19 protein-coding genes are annotated in these 15,626 nt (G+C 56.9%); 13 read left to right on the forward strand and 6 right to left on the reverse strand.

Annotated elements, in window-relative coordinates; translation table 11 throughout:
• Positions 1-31 precede the first annotated feature (31 nt).
• Entirely contained in the window at positions 32-949 is a 918-nt protein-coding gene (locus tag HALAL_RS0107430; protein WP_025273397.1) for a hypothetical protein, read from the reverse strand.
• A 611-nt stretch (positions 950-1,560) separates the two neighbouring features.
• A complete protein-coding gene (locus tag HALAL_RS0107435; protein ID WP_025273398.1) occupies positions 1,561-2,352 on the reverse strand; it encodes a DUF3800 domain-containing protein in 792 nt (263 codons plus the stop codon).
• A 1,037-nt stretch (positions 2,353-3,389) separates the two neighbouring features.
• Here HALAL_RS0107435 and HALAL_RS0107450 point away from each other — a divergent pair.
• On the forward strand, positions 3,390-3,713 hold the full coding sequence (locus tag HALAL_RS0107450) for a hypothetical protein (RefSeq protein ID WP_025273400.1): 324 nt from the start codon (positions 3,390-3,392) through the stop codon (positions 3,711-3,713).
• Here HALAL_RS0107450 and HALAL_RS0107455 read toward each other — a convergent pair.
• The 4 genes from HALAL_RS0107455 to HALAL_RS0107470 all read right to left on the reverse strand — a co-directional run bounded on the left by HALAL_RS0107455 (position 3,702) and on the right by HALAL_RS0107470 (position 6,893).
• Positions 3,702-4,367, reverse strand: a complete 666-nt coding sequence (locus tag HALAL_RS0107455; RefSeq protein ID WP_025273401.1) for an HAD family hydrolase — start codon at positions 4,365-4,367, stop codon at positions 3,702-3,704. The genes HALAL_RS0107450 and HALAL_RS0107455 overlap by 12 nt on opposite strands.
• A 12-nt stretch (positions 4,368-4,379) precedes the next feature.
• Positions 4,380-5,018: a protein phosphatase 2C domain-containing protein gene (locus HALAL_RS16740; protein ID WP_169732416.1), complete on the reverse strand. Its 639-nt coding sequence runs from the start codon at positions 5,016-5,018 to the stop codon at positions 4,380-4,382.
• A 181-nt stretch (positions 5,019-5,199) separates the two neighbouring features.
• The gene (locus HALAL_RS0107465; protein ID WP_025273403.1) at positions 5,200-6,108 is read right to left on the reverse strand and encodes a DMT family transporter; all 909 of its coding nucleotides are present in this window, start codon (positions 6,106-6,108) and stop codon (positions 5,200-5,202) included.
• On the reverse strand, positions 6,108-6,893 hold the full coding sequence (locus HALAL_RS0107470) for a GntR family transcriptional regulator (RefSeq protein WP_025273404.1): 786 nt from the start codon (positions 6,891-6,893) through the stop codon (positions 6,108-6,110). The genes HALAL_RS0107465 and HALAL_RS0107470 overlap by 1 nt, the downstream gene beginning before the upstream one ends.
• A 1,601-nt stretch (positions 6,894-8,494) precedes the next feature.
• Here HALAL_RS0107470 and HALAL_RS0107475 point away from each other — a divergent pair.
• The 12 genes from HALAL_RS0107475 (at position 8,495) to HALAL_RS0107535 (ending at position 15,529) form a co-directional block, all read left to right on the forward strand.
• Complete coding sequence (locus HALAL_RS0107475; protein ID WP_025273405.1) at positions 8,495-8,866, forward strand: hypothetical protein; 372 nt, start codon at positions 8,495-8,497, stop codon at positions 8,864-8,866.
• Between the two features lie 2 nt (positions 8,867-8,868).
• Complete coding sequence (locus tag HALAL_RS0107480) at positions 8,869-9,150, forward strand: hypothetical protein (RefSeq protein WP_035534431.1); 282 nt, start codon at positions 8,869-8,871, stop codon at positions 9,148-9,150.
• Between the two features lie 27 nt (positions 9,151-9,177).
• Positions 9,178-9,882 carry a GGDEF domain-containing protein gene (locus HALAL_RS16745; RefSeq protein WP_281171605.1) on the forward strand — a complete coding sequence of 235 codons (705 nt, stop codon included), beginning with the start codon at positions 9,178-9,180 and terminating at the stop codon, positions 9,880-9,882.
• Positions 9,882-10,310, forward strand: coding sequence for a hypothetical protein (locus tag HALAL_RS0107490; protein WP_025273408.1), 429 nt, complete (start codon positions 9,882-9,884; stop codon positions 10,308-10,310). Before HALAL_RS16745 ends, HALAL_RS0107490 begins: the two co-directional genes overlap by 1 nt.
• A 95-nt stretch (positions 10,311-10,405) precedes the next feature.
• Positions 10,406-10,585 carry a hypothetical protein gene (locus tag HALAL_RS18555; protein WP_156937659.1) on the forward strand — a complete coding sequence of 60 codons (180 nt, stop codon included), beginning with the start codon at positions 10,406-10,408 and terminating at the stop codon, positions 10,583-10,585.
• A gap of 28 nt (positions 10,586-10,613) precedes the next feature.
• Positions 10,614-10,826, forward strand: a complete 213-nt coding sequence (locus tag HALAL_RS0107505) for a hypothetical protein (protein ID WP_025273409.1) — start codon at positions 10,614-10,616, stop codon at positions 10,824-10,826.
• A 137-nt stretch (positions 10,827-10,963) separates the two neighbouring features.
• Positions 10,964-11,263 carry a hypothetical protein gene (locus HALAL_RS0107510; RefSeq protein ID WP_025273410.1) on the forward strand — a complete coding sequence of 100 codons (300 nt, stop codon included), beginning with the start codon at positions 10,964-10,966 and terminating at the stop codon, positions 11,261-11,263.
• A gap of 140 nt (positions 11,264-11,403) precedes the next feature.
• Entirely contained in the window at positions 11,404-12,723 is a 1,320-nt protein-coding gene (locus tag HALAL_RS17515; protein ID WP_025273411.1) for a DUF2637 domain-containing protein, read from the forward strand.
• Between the two features lie 2 nt (positions 12,724-12,725).
• Positions 12,726-13,373, forward strand: a complete 648-nt coding sequence (locus tag HALAL_RS0107520) for a hypothetical protein (protein ID WP_025273412.1) — start codon at positions 12,726-12,728, stop codon at positions 13,371-13,373.
• Between the two features lie 141 nt (positions 13,374-13,514).
• Positions 13,515-13,907 (forward strand): hypothetical protein, encoded by a 393-nt coding sequence (locus tag HALAL_RS0107525; protein ID WP_025273413.1) that lies wholly within the window; start codon positions 13,515-13,517, stop codon positions 13,905-13,907.
• A gap of 3 nt (positions 13,908-13,910) precedes the next feature.
• Positions 13,911-15,143: a hypothetical protein gene (locus HALAL_RS0107530; RefSeq protein WP_025273414.1), complete on the forward strand. Its 1,233-nt coding sequence runs from the start codon at positions 13,911-13,913 to the stop codon at positions 15,141-15,143.
• 89 nt (positions 15,144-15,232) lie between these two features.
• Positions 15,233-15,529: a hypothetical protein gene (locus HALAL_RS0107535; protein WP_156937660.1), complete on the forward strand. Its 297-nt coding sequence runs from the start codon at positions 15,233-15,235 to the stop codon at positions 15,527-15,529.
• The last annotated feature ends 97 nt before the right edge of the window (positions 15,530-15,626 follow it).

The following is a 15,626-nucleotide window of genomic DNA, read 5'->3' on the forward strand; positions in this document are numbered from 1 at the left end:
CACGAGGCCCGCGTCATGGAATCGTTCAGCGTCAGTTCGTCGTCAGGTCTACTACGAACGGTTCATCAAAGGCAGTACCGTCGTTAAGGCTCCTTTCCGCCAACTTGGTTCCAGACGTTCCGTCTACCAGCTTGATGGTGCCATCGCTGGCGAAACCGAAACGGACTGTTTCGGTCACCGTCTGCGGAAACCGAGTGATGTAGCCGGCGACCTCTCCGAAGTCCCTATTCCAGTCGTGGTGTTTGTCGTGCCAGTCGTCCTTTCCCCAGCAGTAGGCGCACAGCCCGCCCGCCGGCTCCACAGCGTAGGTGACCGTGGCGCAGTACTGCGCCACCTTTCCGTAAATCAGCACGTCGACGGCCTGACCGGGCTCGAGCTTGACGTCGACTCCGGCATTGACGCCGAGTTTGTACGAGAACGACTCGGTTTTGTTGTGCATCCAATCATGCTGATACCCGATGGTCGTAGCAACGCCGCCACCACTACCGAGGATCTTGAGTTCGGCCTTGATCGAAAGATCCCATTTGACGGTGTTGGTGTTCGACCACGAATTCGAGATCGTATCGGTGTATTCGGTGGTGGCGTTGACGTGGTAGGTGCCGCTCGCAGAGCTCGTATTGACGAGATGCTCGACAATGGCCAGCTGTTTGTCCACGGCGTCTTTTGGGTCATCGAATTTCACTTCGATTGGCCTGAGACGAAGTGCGGCTTGGCCCCAGCCGTAGTCTCGGTACATATCGCCCACGTATTGGGTGGGAGCAGGTGAATGAAGATACGCCGACGACGGACGATAATTGCGGATCTTTTTGATGGCGTCTTTGAGTGCTTCGGTCGTCAAACCCAGTTGGGATTGATCGGAATCAGAGATGGTCCGTTCTTCTGCTCCGGTAAAACCTGCACTGGTCGTACCGTTGAGAGTATTTGTCGTCAGCGTGTACCCGAGTGACATTGAATTGAATATCCTCTCCGAGGTGAGACTGTGGTGTTCGTAGAAATGAGTGCCCGACAAGCGATATGACCTTTCTGATCACCCCAATGCATAGCAAGTATTTCTCGGTGAGTCTGATATCGCCCGGGTTGGCTCCCCGGTGATTTCAGAGTAGAGGTGAGCCCGGCATCGCGGGCCGTTTTCGAACGTGTGTCAGATAATTGACCGTCAAGCATGGCGGTAATCGACGTTCTAGGACTCGCGACGCCGTTCGCGATTGAAAAGATTGGTTCATGGTATGCCAAGGCGGCGTTGGTGTCTCATCCGGAACGCAGAGGCGTTTGGGCGACGGGTGAGCGGCCCGATAGAGGGAGGACCACTGACCTAGGGGCGATTGGTCAGAATGCTCAGCAAATCAGTCGGCCTATCTCCTCAGGGGGCAAGAAAATAATGGTGTGACGTGGTGGAACGGCTGTGCGGGCAGGGAGCCTCACGTCTGTACTCAGGTCGGTGGAGTGGATGTTGTAATGTAACTCGACATTGTGCTACGAATTCGGTATCCTTGAGTTTAAAGGTCCCATCCCGCTGATAAGAGCCCCTGGGCTCTCCGCAAGGTAGGCGGGATGGTCATTTTACCAGTATCGTTTCATTCCATAGCGAAATAGATCGAAGTCAGTCCAGTCGATTCGTTCTTGTAGCGCAGTTTCCGCTTCCGTGTCCCCGCGCTCGAGCGAACGGAACTTTGCCCAGGAAAAGTAGTCAGCAATTTGTCCGTTAAGGTCGGCTTTTACGGGGTGGATCAACATCTGGTATTCCGCTTTAAGCATTTTGAGCTGGGGTTTTATTCTGGCTTGAAATGCTTTACATTGTTTGGCAGTGAGAGCTGAATCAAAAATTAGGATGACCTGCCGGTGTTTACCACCGAACATTTTGAGTACCCACTTTCCCATTGCCGCTCCGAATAGGGAAAAGAGCTCGACGGGGTCGTGTTTGCAGGGGTGGGCGTAATGCTTGTCGATCCATAGACTATGAACTTTGATGACATCTTCTAGTTGTCCGATGGAATCGATGACACGTTTGCGAGTTCCTTTGCTGTTGTTGGTCGCATGAAACTCGATATCCGTGCTACGCCGGGCCATCTGTTCGTATTTAAGGCTCTGCATAACGCTAGCTGAACGACACGGCTGGGTAGTGTACATGGCAGATAGAACGAAATGATCAGAGCCTTTGTGCGAAAAGTCGAAGTTGCCCGATTCATCCATAAAGACGAACAAAGTATCTATATCGTTAGCATCGAAAGTTGCAGCTATGTCGCGATCAGGAATATCGATTGAGATACGGGTCTCCGTTCTATCCGGATCAGAAATGATTGCGTATAGATGTCTTCGGTTGGTCGCTTGCTGCGATGTGCATGCTTGAACCAACGGATTTCATTATATAGAGTTATGAGGATATACTCCGTATCGAAGATCGGCAGGGGTATGTCCTGGTGACAGCACTGGGGGATTGTCCCGAGGCCTATGGAGATCGAGGTAAGTTTCGTGAAGACCGGAGTGGCGCAATTGCCCCTGAGCGACGATGCGGCCGAACGAGACGGAGATGAAACGGACGTAAAACAGCGGCCCTACCGTTCACGATAAGGCCGCTGTCCTGATTTTCATCGGCGGTGGCGGTGGGATTTTCGATCACATGTCTGCTCTCCTAGTCAAGAGTTTGCCGACGTGTTGAGCTGGATATTGACTTTCGGAGTGTTTTGGGTCGTTTTGACAGCAAGACCTGTATCCCGTACTGGCTTTGGACGAGCTGTGGACGGGATGGGCGTCCTGGTTCTTGTCGCAACTTGTTCAAAAAGATCCCGGACACGGGGGTACCCCCGTGTTTCAGCCTTCTCGAAGACAATCAATCCAAGCTTTGGGTTCATCAGTATAGCTGAAACACTTGGGGTACTCCTTTACTGAGATAATAGGGAAACGACACCCGCCACACCCGCCAATGGATGTTTCACCTGGTTGTACCGGCGGGTGTCAAGAAAAGCTTACACCCGCTTCTGACCCGCCACACCCGCCTTTACACCCGCCAAATGTTTGGCGTTGTCGGCCCATCAATGGAAGAGAAATCAGAAATCTGAAACACTGCGGGTTGCTGCATTGAAGAGTGCTCGCCTACGATGACTAGAACAAGCTTGGAAAAAGAGGACAGGACTCAACGATGCCGAAACAGGTTAATCTCAGCGAGGAACGCGCTGAACAGGTGCGTCAGGCGGCGGCTGGCGAGCACATGAACCCTGATGAGTGGGTGGATCGTGAGTTGCAACGTTCGCTTCGTCGACGTCAGCTTGAGGCGTTCACTGGTCCGGATGAGGATACTCGTGCGTGGATGAGAACTGCGCACGCAACGAGTGAGTTGATTTGGAGTCAAACGGCTGCTGGCGAACGAACTGGCCGTTGAGGAGATTCCCCTAGTGGTTAAACGCGGTCATATCTATCGTCATGCTCGCCTTGGCATGCGGTTCGTTGTCTTGTCTTCCGATGATTGGAATGCGACGTCTTATACTGCCAGTGTTCTTGCTGCGCCTATTACTCATTCGTCGACCGATATGGCTGGTGTTGAGATTCCCTATCTTGTGAATCTCAACGATGCCGACTCGGTGAGTGGCTTTGTACGGATCGCAGAGGCGTCGCAGGTGCTTGCTTCCGACCTTGTACAGCCTGATCGTGATGAGATGCTGTCGGGTGCGTCATTGAGCAATATAAAAACCATGTGGGACGAGTTCCTAGGATATTAGCTCCCGGGATGCGATGATGCTCAATACTTCATCCATATGGTCGACCACCGCCGTAGCGTTGGCGTGTTTGAACTTTGCGCGTTTCCCTTCTTTATTGGCGAGAGCGATGATAGGAACTCCTGCCGTTTGTCCGGCTTCTACGTCGGAGGCTGAGTCGCCGATAAAGAGGCTGCTTTCCAACTTGATCTGGGCAACGTTGGAAGCGAATGAGAGGACGTGTTTGTGGGGTTTCATCAGATCAGGACGCCCGAACGGGCGCGCGCTGACTAGGTGGATATTGTCCGTGAGCCGGAAGCGTTTAAGAAACAGCTGTATGCAAGCCTCTGCATTGTTGCTCGCCACGATGACCGGCAGGCCCCTCGCGGAACACTGTTCAAAGAGGTTGATGGCACCGGGTGTGACCGTTGCGGACTCTGCTGCTTGAATTTCAGCGTGGACTAGTTCGGTTTCAACCCAATCCAGGGAGTCCTCACTCAGGACTCCCTGGCACTGGCGTAGCACTTCCATCGGGTCCGTGGTGCCGTCAAGGGTCTTTCCTAGGTTGGTATCAAATTGGCGGACGAGATCCACTAGCCGTTCAGCGATCTTTGAAGCTGGGTATCCGGCAAAGACGTCCGCGACGGGTCCGTCGAAATCCAAAATCACGGCAGACATTACAGTCCCTATTCAGAATCGAACCAGTGTGATGGTTGCATCATCATGGAGTTTCGAGCTTCCATGGCTTCCTTGTTCGAGCTCGTGTTGGCGGACCCAATCTATAACGCTTCGGGGGCCGTACTGTTCGGCAGCTTCAATGATCCGCATCCAGGGTTGGCTGAATTTCTCGTTGAGTCTCGAAACTCCGTCGGAGCATAGGACCAAACTGTTGAGCGTAGAGATGTCGATGGAGCCGGTCCGTGCTTGCAGGGCGGCTTCTGGTCTTGAATCTGCGACCCAGAACCCGCCTTCCTTATTGCGCACAGTGGAAATATATTCGGGGGTGAGGCGTTGGATGCCATCGACATCTTCCGGTTCTGGCGTTTGTTTAAGTTCGTCTAGCCGGGTATCTGCGACACATTCCGTTTGACCATCAATCGTTTTCCACGCCACAGCTGCATCCCCAAGAACCAGGTATTCTACTTGATCGGATTCCCATCGGGCCGCTGCGACGGTGGCTCCAGGTGTCACTGGGTTGGCGATGTCGCATGTTTCCGCGTGACTGTCCGCCGTCATCGCTATTGCTGACTTCAGGATTGTGGTAAGTGATGTGCTGGTGGAATAGGACGCCATGAAGTTTGCAGCCAGCGTCCATACATACCAAGGCACGTCGTGTATGCATCCGTCGTTTGGGTAACGAGTGATGCCGTCGAGAGTTAGGGCCCAAGTGGGGGAACAGTTCGCGAGGTCCTCGTTGGGTTTCGCAGATGAGCCGGGTTCGGTGCTGAAACTTATTGACCGTGCTTCTCTCGTTCCCATAGCTTGTAACTCTCCGTGATAGTAGGGGTCTTCACTCCCGAACTGGTTGAAGCTCTTTTTTCTGTTGCATTGAAGTAGGGCGACGTAGCCACATTGCAATGAAAATCAGTGCGAGCCCAAGAGCAACCTGTAGGAGTATAGGTTCCCGTAGTAGCGCGACTCCAAGGATAACGGCAACTGCTGGTAGCAAGTAGCTGACAATGGAAGCTGCAGTTGGCCCATCATCCGTGATGATTCGATAGTTCAGAATGTAGGCCAAGCCGGTGCTCAGGATGCCAAGAATGGATACTGCTCCAACGGCGGACAAGGGGATGTCCAAGCTCCAATTTGAGAATGCAGCAACAGGTATGGCAATGATTGCAGCGCATGTCATTTGGCCGGTCGCCATAGGTATAACCTTCGATTTTTCTTTCGCCAGGAACCGCCCGATGTACAAGTAGCTAATCGCATACGACACCGTCGCTCCCAAGCAGTAGAGCGCTCCCCATGAAAAAAGGAAGGTGCCTTGATTCCAAGGCGAATAAATTAGCAGAACTCCTGCAAAACCAATAAGGAGACTCAACCCGTTGCTCTTGGCATCAGAACCTTTCCGGTATGCCAGGATAGTCAGCAAAGCCGTCCATAGCGGTGTACTGGCATTTACCACCCCCGCGATAGATGACGGAACAGTTTCTTGCCCAAGAGCGAACAGCGAGTAGGGAATGACGTTCCCAAAGAGAGCGGCAATGGCGAGGTGCCCCCAGGTCCGCCATCCTGAGGGCAAACGCATTCTCATAGCTGCGAGAACAGTAATTAGCGCAAGCGCTCCCAATCCAAGGCGAATGAATGTAATTTGCATAGGAGTGAAGCCTTCAAGCGAAATTTCGACCCACATGAAGGCTGAGCCCCAGATTGATGCGAGGACGAGAACTCGAAGTACTCCAGCGTGTTTTTGCGCCATTAGTTGACCTTGATTTCATAGTCAAGGCCATTCAAGTCCGATCGCATGCGAAAGACAGTAACTTCGAATGGTTCTTTTTCCTGGTCGAGGCCCGTATGAACTACCTCTATGATTGGAACTCCAGCTGGCACCTCTAGGCGCTTGGTTTCGTCTGCGGTTGGCATCCTGCTGCTAATTTCTTCTCTGATCCAGGTGATGACATAACCTTTATCCTCAAAACGTCCGTAGAGTGAACCTTTTCCCAGGTTGGTTGAATCTTCCAACGGGCTGTCTTCGGCAACCTGCACTGGGATGAATGTAACCCCCACTTGTACTGGCACGTCATCTGCGAAATACCAGTTTTCACGGCGTACAACCGGTTCCTCAGTACTAATTCGCAAACGTTCCGCTATTTCTGAAGGCGGTGCCTCCTTTGTAATCGATGTGCATTTCGTACTGGGTGTTTTACCCTGCTTCTCGACCTCAGCCCGGAAAGGTGACAGGCCCGTCTGCTCCCGTAGCTTGTTCGAATAGCGTTCACTACCCAGCCTGAACAGGCGCTGTTTCGTTCGAACCCGGCTTCCAGACTTACTTAGCGTGTCTATAAGTCCTTCCGCTTCCAGGATCTTTACGGCTTTAGCCGCAGTAGACCGAACGACCCCGTACCGTGTCGCTAGTTCCCGTTGAGACGGTAGCTTCTCGCCCGGTCGGAACCGCCCGTTACCGATATCTTCGCGAAGTTCGTTTGCCATCCTCCAAGATTCGGGAAGGTCGTTTTCCTGCGATTTCGTCTCTTCGTTGCTCATATTCTCACCTCATTTTCCAGTCTAACGTATCTGGCTTAGGCCAGACCCTTGCGAGACGGAAAACTCATATGGTATAACTGGCGTACGCCAATCTGGTACGTACCAAGTTGGCGTACGCCAGAAGTTTAAGTCCCTATTTATCGAGGTGAACGGATGATGCACCGGATAGGATCACACCCTTTTTCTGAAGCGGCGGCTTATATGTGTCGTGAAACGCACGCCCATATCCCGTCGTGGAACGATGTTGCCTGCTCCGACTGTTGGAACCGCGTTATTGAGCACGATGCTCAGGTGGCCCGTGAACTGGATTTGCCTGCGACGCCGCCGCGTGACACGGATTATGTCGATCCAGTAGCGGTTGATCGCGCTATTACCGGTAGCCCGGTGGTTGTGACGTTCCGGGAATGGCGGCGCGCGATGTGGCGGCTGAGCTGTCGATCGAATTGGACTGACCGTCGCGCGTTCGCGTATTTGACCGGGCACGTGGTGGTCACCTGCCGCCTCGGTAATCCGATTCCATTTGACCTTCTGTTGACGGTTACGCATCGTCCCTGTAGTGCGCGCCAGCTGTGCGATCTCGTGTCGCGCCGCCTGCGTGCCCGCCGCCGGGCCGCCTCCCGCGCTTCGTCAGCGCCCCATGCGCGTCATGGTTCTGTTCTCCGCGCTCAGCGCTCAATCAGTGCCGACGCCGCTTGAACGGTTCTCTTTCTCTTTTATGGCTCTAGCTAGTGGGAATCCCATGTGGTGCCGGTTCGATCCCGGCCTAGAGCACTGATGCTTCGGCATCTGGGCGTGCTGTCTGTCGCTTCGGTGATGGATGGCTCCCAGGCGAGGTGGCGTGCACCTGAGGCAGGCCACCGTTGAACTCATCGGAGACCCCGAGTGGGCTGCCAAACTAATCGGGATGGGTGGCAGCGAGACCAGTCTGTACTTTGCTGGGAGTTCATAAGCCCGAGGGATCGGGTCACGGCGTTGGAGACGACGTTCCGGGCACGGGCGCAGTGTTGTTCGCTCCATGTGGAGCACTACAACGTGGATCTGCCTCCAGGCGGGGAATCTCGTTGCTACGGCGCGGGAGGGAGCTTCCCAACGGAAGCGAGTGGGAGCGCAAATAGTGTGTATGACCAGGTTACGGGCCTGACCTACTGTGCATGAGCCGGTGAGCTTCTTGCTTGGCGACTCTGCGACGGGGGTTGAGGTGTTCCCTTTTGGATCTGTGGATTGGTGTTCCCTCTTTTGTTGAGGGTGACACCGGAACTCGTGAGCGCGATGACTGACTGTACCCGAATTCGGTCAGGAATGTTGCTTGTCCAACACTCGCCCGATCGACCACGACCTGACTGACGACTTGCAGAGCCAGAAGCTCGCGCCCCTTTTTGAAGGGGCCCGGCGCCCGGCATGGGGAGCTGGCTGTGCGCAGCGCATAAGGGAGCCCTTTCTCAAGGGTTCGCTTGCCGTTCAAGGGGCTCCCTTGTGCACTGTTTTATTTCTCTGTCTGACTTCTCGTCTCGGTGCTCTTCTTCTCCCGATCATCTGCTGTCTCGGCTGGTCGTGGGTAGTGGAGTGTCAACCGATACATACAGGGAGGTTAGCGGTTACCGATGATGTGGGAAGACTTCCAGCGGACGCTGGAGAGAAATTTCGCTGAGATCGGCAATGAGTTTATGCGTACTGCGTTGCGCATGTGGCAAAAGCCGATCCGCCCGGTGGCCCGGTTCGTCCGCGATGATGAGTTCACTGCGGACGTGTGGCCTGCTGGCGACACTGTCGACTGGGATGAGATGGCGGTGAAGGGGAGAGAAGGCCCCTATGCCACTAGCGAACTGCTCTTTCTGAGCATGAGCGCCGGGATTGCCCTGAGAGAACCGTTCCATGTTGTCCGCGCTCTGGATTTCGTGACTGATGAGGCGACTCTCGAGGTCATGTGGGATGCGCTGTACGAGATCCGTTCCGGTGAGGCATGGAGGCGGTGAGTATGACCGGAACGGAATATCGCAACGCTAAACGTGCCTACAAATCCGCTCGGCGGCGGTTTGGTCGCCTACAGCAAAGCCAGCAGCGGCGTGGAATACCGGCAGGTTCGGACCATCCATTGGCGGTATACCAACGCCAGGAAGTCAAGGCTCAGCACCATCGCATGGCGCTACTGCAATGGAGATACCTGGCGCGGATGCGCCAGCAACAGGCGGCCCGCTTGGCCGCCACCTTGGCTTGTCTCATTTTCGTTATCGCCGCTGTGGCCGTTGTTGTCGCGTAATGCGGTGGGGGAAAGGAAACGGTAATTGTGATTGATCTTGTTGTGTCCGCTACGGCGGGTATGGCAGCGGCGACCGGTGCGGTTGCCTGCCTCGGTTGTGGTTGGAGGCGGTCGTTGGCTGCGGAACGTGACCGAGCTGAGAAGTATCGCTACCTATGGTCCGCCTCGCGGGCCGAAGCCGAACGTGACGAACTGACCGGCGTTTTCAACCGCCGTGGATGGCACCGGCAGGTCGAAGCGCACCGTGCTATTGCAGGGTCTTCGGCGGCGTCCGAGCGGCTTTGGATCGTCCTGGTCGATCTCGACGGTTTCAAGATGGTGAATGACACCCAGGGGCACGCGGCTGGCGATGCCGTTCTAGTCGATCTGGCTGCGCGGCTGCGGCAGTTGCCGGAACATCCGTTGGTGGGGCGTCTTGGTGGCGATGAATTCGCCGTTCTAGCCACGACCGCAGCGGTAGAGGCGATCCGGGCCGGGCATGCCGATCCGATCGTCGAGACCACCGAGGGAGTGGTGACAGTGCGTGTGTCAGCGGGTGCCGCTCCATTCTCAGCCGATCGACTGACTATGGCGATACGCAGCGCTGATGATGCTCTCTACGCCGCAAAGGATTCGAGTGACCGTCTGGCGGTTCAGACCGGGAGGCTGTCGGACGCCGGCGGTGCAACCCGTCCGTCTCAGCGGGTACGCGACCGTGGCCGCTCAACCGATCGCGATCGGGAGGTGATCTGATGGGACAGGCTCAACATCGCGCTACTGCCCAACAGTTGGTTGCCAGTGTCGCCCAGGGAGATTCCGAGCTGTATGCCGCCGTGGTGTGGCTGGCTGAGGCCGACTGTAGTGGCGACATCATCGCTGACGCTGATTTCGTCAGCATGTTCCACGACTACACGCCCGATCCAGTACCTATGGGCGAAGTCGACGAGGAGATGTTGGAATCGCTGCTCCGACAGCATCGCCGCCGTGGTTGGCGGACCGATCGCCCCGCGAAGCAGCAGCCATATATCGCGGCGATCGGCGGTCTCGCTCTAGCCGGATTCAAACCATATGAGCAGATCCTGTCCCGTGCGTCCGATGACCTCACCGAACATGATCAAAACTTGCTGATTCGGTGTATCGGAATCTCCTACGGACTGAAGGGCGGAAACAATGTCGCCTGACCGCCGCACCATCGCCGTGGCGCTGACATCCGCGTTGTCGCTCGTCACCTTCGCCCTCACTGTCACGACTCTCTTCGTTTCGTAAGGAGGGCAGGATGCAACCAATCCGAATGCGCCTGATCGCCGACGGCCCTGCTATCGCGGCTCTACTTGACCTCCTGGAGTCCGCTGGAGTCGACATCATCGAAGTCTCCCAGCCCTACCCGGCACGCCGGTCACCAGGGCAACAGCGGGTCTATGTCGACCTCAACATTCCAAGCACGTCGCTCGACTGAATCCAAATCCCAACAGAGAGGAGATTGCATGTACCGATATTCCATCGCCTACACCATCACGTGCGCACCAGGATCGGCAACAGGAGCCGACTACGTCGAATCCTCCACGCCACTGACCGACGCCGCTCTAGATCGCTATATCACCGAACTAGAGGCACAACTATCGGCTAGTCAGAACAGGCCTGTGACCGTGCGCGTGTCCAACATCAGCGAAATTTCGAAGAAAGAGCCAGCGGTCTAGCCGACCATTCCATACCGCTCCGCACCGCTGGGGACTAGGCACGGCAACTCGTTGTCTTGGCAGGGTTCGAGCCCCTGGCGGAACACCCATCTTCGTTTCTTTAGCGCCCTACCCAGACAAATTAGAAAGGAATGCCTGTGGCCAGTAAAAATACCATCGACCAGGTTTTCGATGTCATTACCGCCGCGAACCTGGCCGAGAATCCAGCCTCTGCCGAATGGGTGCGCCTGGAGGATGTCCGCGCCGCTGTGCCAAACCTTGGTCGCCGTGACGTCGACCAAGCCCTAGTAAAGCTATTCGAGGATAAGCGCCTCCACGTCGGACCGGAAGAACACCGGGCCCGTCTCACTACCTCTCAGCGGGAGGCAGCCTTGTGGCTCGGGGGCGGCTACATCCACTACGTCATGCTCACGGCCCGCCCGGGCTCCGGTCGATAAGGACACATTGTTATTACCGCTCCGCACCGTTTGGGGACAAGACACAACAAAAAACATTGTCTTGGCAGGGTTCGAGCCCCTGGCGGAGCGCTCATGAATCGTTTGTAGACAACCATCCCACGACAAAGGAACAACACATTATGGCAGCGACACCGACTCCGGCCTCTGATGAGCCGGATGACAACAGCAACACTGATGACGAACTAGCCCGAAACTTGCTGGGCACCGTCTGGTGCGAGGGGTGCGACCGGTCGGTCGACGAATGCTCGTGCGAACGCAAGCTACGGCTGAAATTTGCCCAACCGAACAAGGACACTTCGTCGAAGACCTCCGGTGGCGAAGAAACAGGCGAACACAGTGACGGGGTCGAACAGGCCCACACCGAACAGGCGAACACGACCAAACAGCGTTCGGTCTCGCAGCCGAACACGGGCCGAACGAACACGCGCGCAGAAGCGAACACTCATCGAACACCGCCGGACCGAACAGTTGGTCGCGACTGGGGTTTGATCCTGATTGGACTACTGGCCGGTGGGCTCGCCCTCGGCGGGTTCGCCGCGAGCTTCCAAACGGTGACCGATTCTATGGCGGGGTCGTTTGAACAGCCCTGGCTCGTGCCGCTGGTGGTTGACCTGGGAATCATTGTGTTTACCCTGCTGGATATCGTTCTCGCTCGTCGGGATATGCGTATCTCCTGGCTGCGCTACATCCCCTGGGGTTTGACGGCAGGCACCATCTGGTTGAACGTCGCCGCTGGCGGAACGACCGAAGAGAAAGTTGCTCACGCGGCTTTGCCGGCCATGTGGGTGGTGTTTTCCGAGGTCGTTGCTCACGTGATGCGGCGTCAAACCCGGGAGGACCGCGATACGACCGTCGAGCCGATCCCGTTGATGCGGTGGGTATGCGCGCCGTGGGCGACGATCAAACTGTGGCGGTCTATGAAGCTGTGGGACATCCGCCGCTACCGCACCGCGCTTGAACGTGAGGAACAGCGGCAGCAGTCCCGCGCGGTGATCGTCGATCATTGGGGTTCTGTTCGCCGTGCCCCGAGACGGTTGCGGGTGTCGTATCGCCAACACAAGATCACGGTCGAACATGTTCTCCAAGCCGCCGCCGACAGTGGGCAGCGAACACCGGCACCTGTTCGGTCGAACACGAGCGAACATGATTCTTCGACGCGATCGAACACGCCGTCCCCATCGCGTTCGGCTTCATCGACACGGTCAACACGATCGAACAAGCAGAACGGATCGAAGCGTTCGCCTGTTCGGTCGAAGGCGTCGACGTCGCAAAAACTGTCCGAAGCCTATGCGGCGTTGACCGCTGAGGGCGCGTCGAACCCGACGGTGCGCGATCTCGCTGACCGTGCCGGTGTTTCGTCATCAACGGCATGGCAGTGGAAGAACCGCCTCGACAAGACCAAGAACACCAGCACCAAACCTGACACTGGAAAGGAGTAGGCATGGCTGCGCCTGTAGGCAAACCTACCGACTGGAGCCCGTTCACCGGTGCCGCCGAAGGTGCCGGCGACTCCGATGCTGCCGAGAGCGAGGCCGATAACTCCTCTGCCGGTGACGAAGACGCCAGGGATGTCGAGCAGGCGCAACCGCGATTGACTCTGCTCGACCCACCGGCTGAAGCTGGCCCGGAGGAGCCGGACGAAAAGTCGGCACTCGGCACTCGGCACTCTCACGACACCAATGCCGAGATTAAAACAGCAGGTCACAGTGATCACGGGGAGGGCGAAAGTCGGCACTCGGCACTCGATGCCGACTCGTCAGTGCCGACTTTGGAAACCGACACACCGGCGGCGACTACCGCGTTCAGAGAGCGCCTGCGATCTGAATTCTCGGCGCCATTGTCGTGGCAACGCCGGCCCGCCGCTCCCGCCGAAATGCTCGAATGGGCCCGGCAGGGCCATTGGGGGCAGGCGGTCGATCCGGACGCAGAACCTGAACGCATTCGGGGTCTGTCGGCGGGGTGGGCGTGGCTGGCCGTGAGTGTCATCAGCGCGCTGCGCGTGGTCGAATGGCTTATCGAACGCCCCACCCGCTTTATCACCGTGGTGGTGGCGGTGTTGTTGACGGTCGGCTGGTGGCACCTGGCGTAGAACCACCCCTCAACCCTCCCTTCCCCCTGCATGCCAGGGGTTCTGTGTCGACGTGATCGCCTCACGTCGACTTTCTTTTTACCCAAAAATCTGTTTCCCCTCGTCATTTATCAATTTCGAACTCATGATGGGAGTATTTCTATGGCTGTAATGGCAGGAGCCGCCGGGATCATTTGGGGAATCCTAGCGCTGTTGAAAGTCCACCCCAAAGCCCAAGCAGTTTTGCTTGTCTTCTTGGGCGCGGGTGCTGGTGGCCTGTTGGGTGAGTGGATCGGGCGTCTAGCGGCGTTCATGGTGCGCGCTGTTGATGCCGGTACCGGTTGGGCGATTGGGATGTCGCTCGGGTGGGGACTGGCACTTGGTGTGCTGTTGTTTTGGGTGATCATCATGTTGCCCAACAATGTCGAGCCTGTCGGGCTCGATAACGCCAAGTGGATTCGCCCGACATTGTATATTTCCTCGGTGTTCCTGTGGCCGTTTGTGATGCTGCTGGGCGGTGGCCTGCAGACGATGGCCGCGACGGTGGGGGTGTAGCCCATGTCAGTGCTGATCGTTTCCATTGCTATCGCCGGAGTGTTTACCTTCGGAGTCCGGCGGGCTATCACCGACACCACGTGTGCGGTAAAGGGCGTCGACACGCCATCGCTGGCAAAGTGGCGGGCGCGGAAAGAACACCGCGCCGAAAAGAAAGCCAACCGAGCTGAAAAGAAAGCCGATAAGGCACCAAGCCCGTTTGCTGGTTGGTGTTCGGATGTGTGGCGTGACTGGTGGACCCGAAGAGCGGAGGCCCACCGGGCCAACGAAACCGCACGCCGGGCCAACAACGGAGTACTTCCCGGCACCGCCCGTGGTTGGGCCTACCAAGAAGCCTCCCTACGGTGGCGGCGCGCATGGGCGGCCGCTATCGCGAAACAGGAGGAGCGTTTCGGTCTCCCCATTTCCGATACCACCAATCGAGATAAGGAATCGACGCGCAACAACAACACCGATGACGATCCGGCTCCCGCCCAGGACTCGTCTCAGCCGGAACCGGGCGAGGCGACCACGGAACCGAGCCAGACGACTGAGGGCGAGGCGGTGGACGGTGCGTCCGGGTCAGACGAGGCGGAGACGGTGGTGCAACGACCTGGTGGTGATGTCGCCCTTGACGAGGGAAGCGAGGCTGGCGAAGAGGCGATCGACGAGCCGGTCCATGACCCACCGCCGTCAACGCAGGGGGTCGATGATCCCTACAGCAACGCAAACGGGGAAGTGCATGATGATTCGATCGACGAGCAAGCCCGCGACGCTGCTGCAACGCCACTCAATCTCGACGATCCGGCCCTGGAGGAGGGGAGTCGACGGCTCACGTTGCAAACGATCGACGAACTAGCCGTTGACGATCGAGTAGGCGAGACCACCGACGGCGCATCGTTGCGGTCAAAGGCAAAAACGGGGTCGTTTAAGGAACTGAAGGATGGCTTGGCGACCGGGGCGATTACAGCGACACCGGCGGCGACGAATCTGATGGCAGCGATTCTATTTGCCGAATCGATGAAACAACAGGCCGACGGTGTCATGACCTCGATCGATCGAGCGAAAGCAGATCTGGCACTCAACGGTGTTGAAGGCAGGCCGATCGACGAACTCACCGCCGCCAGTGACCACGCCCAAGGCGTGTGGTTGATGTTCGGTGATGTCAATGAGGCTCTGCGCCGTCAGATCGCTCTACGCGAGATATTCCTCGCCAACGATGAAACCGGTAGCAAGGCATTTGTCGCCGGTCAATAGACACCCGCCGGGAACGCCGCTCGGCTCAATCGATGTGCGTTCCCGGCGGTCTTTCAACACAAGAAGTCACACAATGAAAGAGAGACACGATGAGTGACATATCAGCAGAATCGAACTCCCTCCCCCGGGCGATGCAGTTTTGTCAGGCGATGGCGAAACAAGCCGACGAGGCCATCCCCAACGTCGAGAGAGCCAAGGCCGATCTGACTGCCTCGGAGGTCACCGGTCGCCCGATCGACGGTCTCGCGGTGGCAATGGAAATACTCGCCGACCTGCGTGAGTCGTTCCAGGCGGCTGACGCGGCCCTGTCGGAACAGTTGACCGCCCGCGAAGCGCTGCAAGCCAATCAGGAAGCTGGTAGCAAGGACTTCCTGACCGGCGAATAAACCAACACCACTGTGGCCACCGTTGGATACGCCTGCTGATGTGTGTCCAATGGTGGCTGACCTATCTGGCTTCTATACGCCTTTTACTTGTGACGGC

It is taken from the genome of Haloglycomyces albus DSM 45210, from assembly GCF_000527155.1.
Lineage (GTDB): Bacteria > Actinomycetota > Actinomycetes > Mycobacteriales > Micromonosporaceae > Haloglycomyces > Haloglycomyces albus.

What these genes read in the sequence shown, in the direction of transcription:
- HALAL_RS0107430 (WP_025273397.1), bottom strand. Translation starts at nt 949, where the DNA reads ATGTCACTCGGGTACACGCTGACGACAAATACTCTCAACGGTACGACC.
- HALAL_RS0107455 (WP_025273401.1), bottom strand. Translation starts at nt 4,367, where the DNA reads ATGTCTGCCGTGATTTTGGATTTCGACGGACCCGTCGCGGACGTCTTT.
- HALAL_RS0107465 (WP_025273403.1), bottom strand. Translation starts at nt 6,108, where the DNA reads ATGGCGCAAAAACACGCTGGAGTACTTCGAGTTCTCGTCCTCGCATCA.
- HALAL_RS0107470 (WP_025273404.1), bottom strand. Translation starts at nt 6,893, where the DNA reads ATGAGCAACGAAGAGACGAAATCGCAGGAAAACGACCTTCCCGAATCT.
- HALAL_RS0107475 (WP_025273405.1), top strand. Translation starts at nt 8,495, where the DNA reads ATGATGTGGGAAGACTTCCAGCGGACGCTGGAGAGAAATTTCGCTGAG.
- HALAL_RS0107480 (WP_035534431.1), top strand. Translation starts at nt 8,869, where the DNA reads ATGACCGGAACGGAATATCGCAACGCTAAACGTGCCTACAAATCCGCT.
- HALAL_RS0107490 (WP_025273408.1), top strand. Translation starts at nt 9,882, where the DNA reads ATGGGACAGGCTCAACATCGCGCTACTGCCCAACAGTTGGTTGCCAGT.
- HALAL_RS18555 (WP_156937659.1), top strand. Translation starts at nt 10,406, where the DNA reads ATGCAACCAATCCGAATGCGCCTGATCGCCGACGGCCCTGCTATCGCG.
- HALAL_RS0107505 (WP_025273409.1), top strand. Translation starts at nt 10,614, where the DNA reads ATGTACCGATATTCCATCGCCTACACCATCACGTGCGCACCAGGATCG.
- HALAL_RS17515 (WP_025273411.1), top strand. Translation starts at nt 11,404, where the DNA reads ATGGCAGCGACACCGACTCCGGCCTCTGATGAGCCGGATGACAACAGC.
- HALAL_RS0107520 (WP_025273412.1), top strand. Translation starts at nt 12,726, where the DNA reads ATGGCTGCGCCTGTAGGCAAACCTACCGACTGGAGCCCGTTCACCGGT.
- HALAL_RS0107525 (WP_025273413.1), top strand. Translation starts at nt 13,515, where the DNA reads ATGGCTGTAATGGCAGGAGCCGCCGGGATCATTTGGGGAATCCTAGCG.
- HALAL_RS0107530 (WP_025273414.1), top strand. Translation starts at nt 13,911, where the DNA reads ATGTCAGTGCTGATCGTTTCCATTGCTATCGCCGGAGTGTTTACCTTC.
- HALAL_RS0107535 (WP_156937660.1), top strand. Translation starts at nt 15,233, where the DNA reads ATGAGTGACATATCAGCAGAATCGAACTCCCTCCCCCGGGCGATGCAG.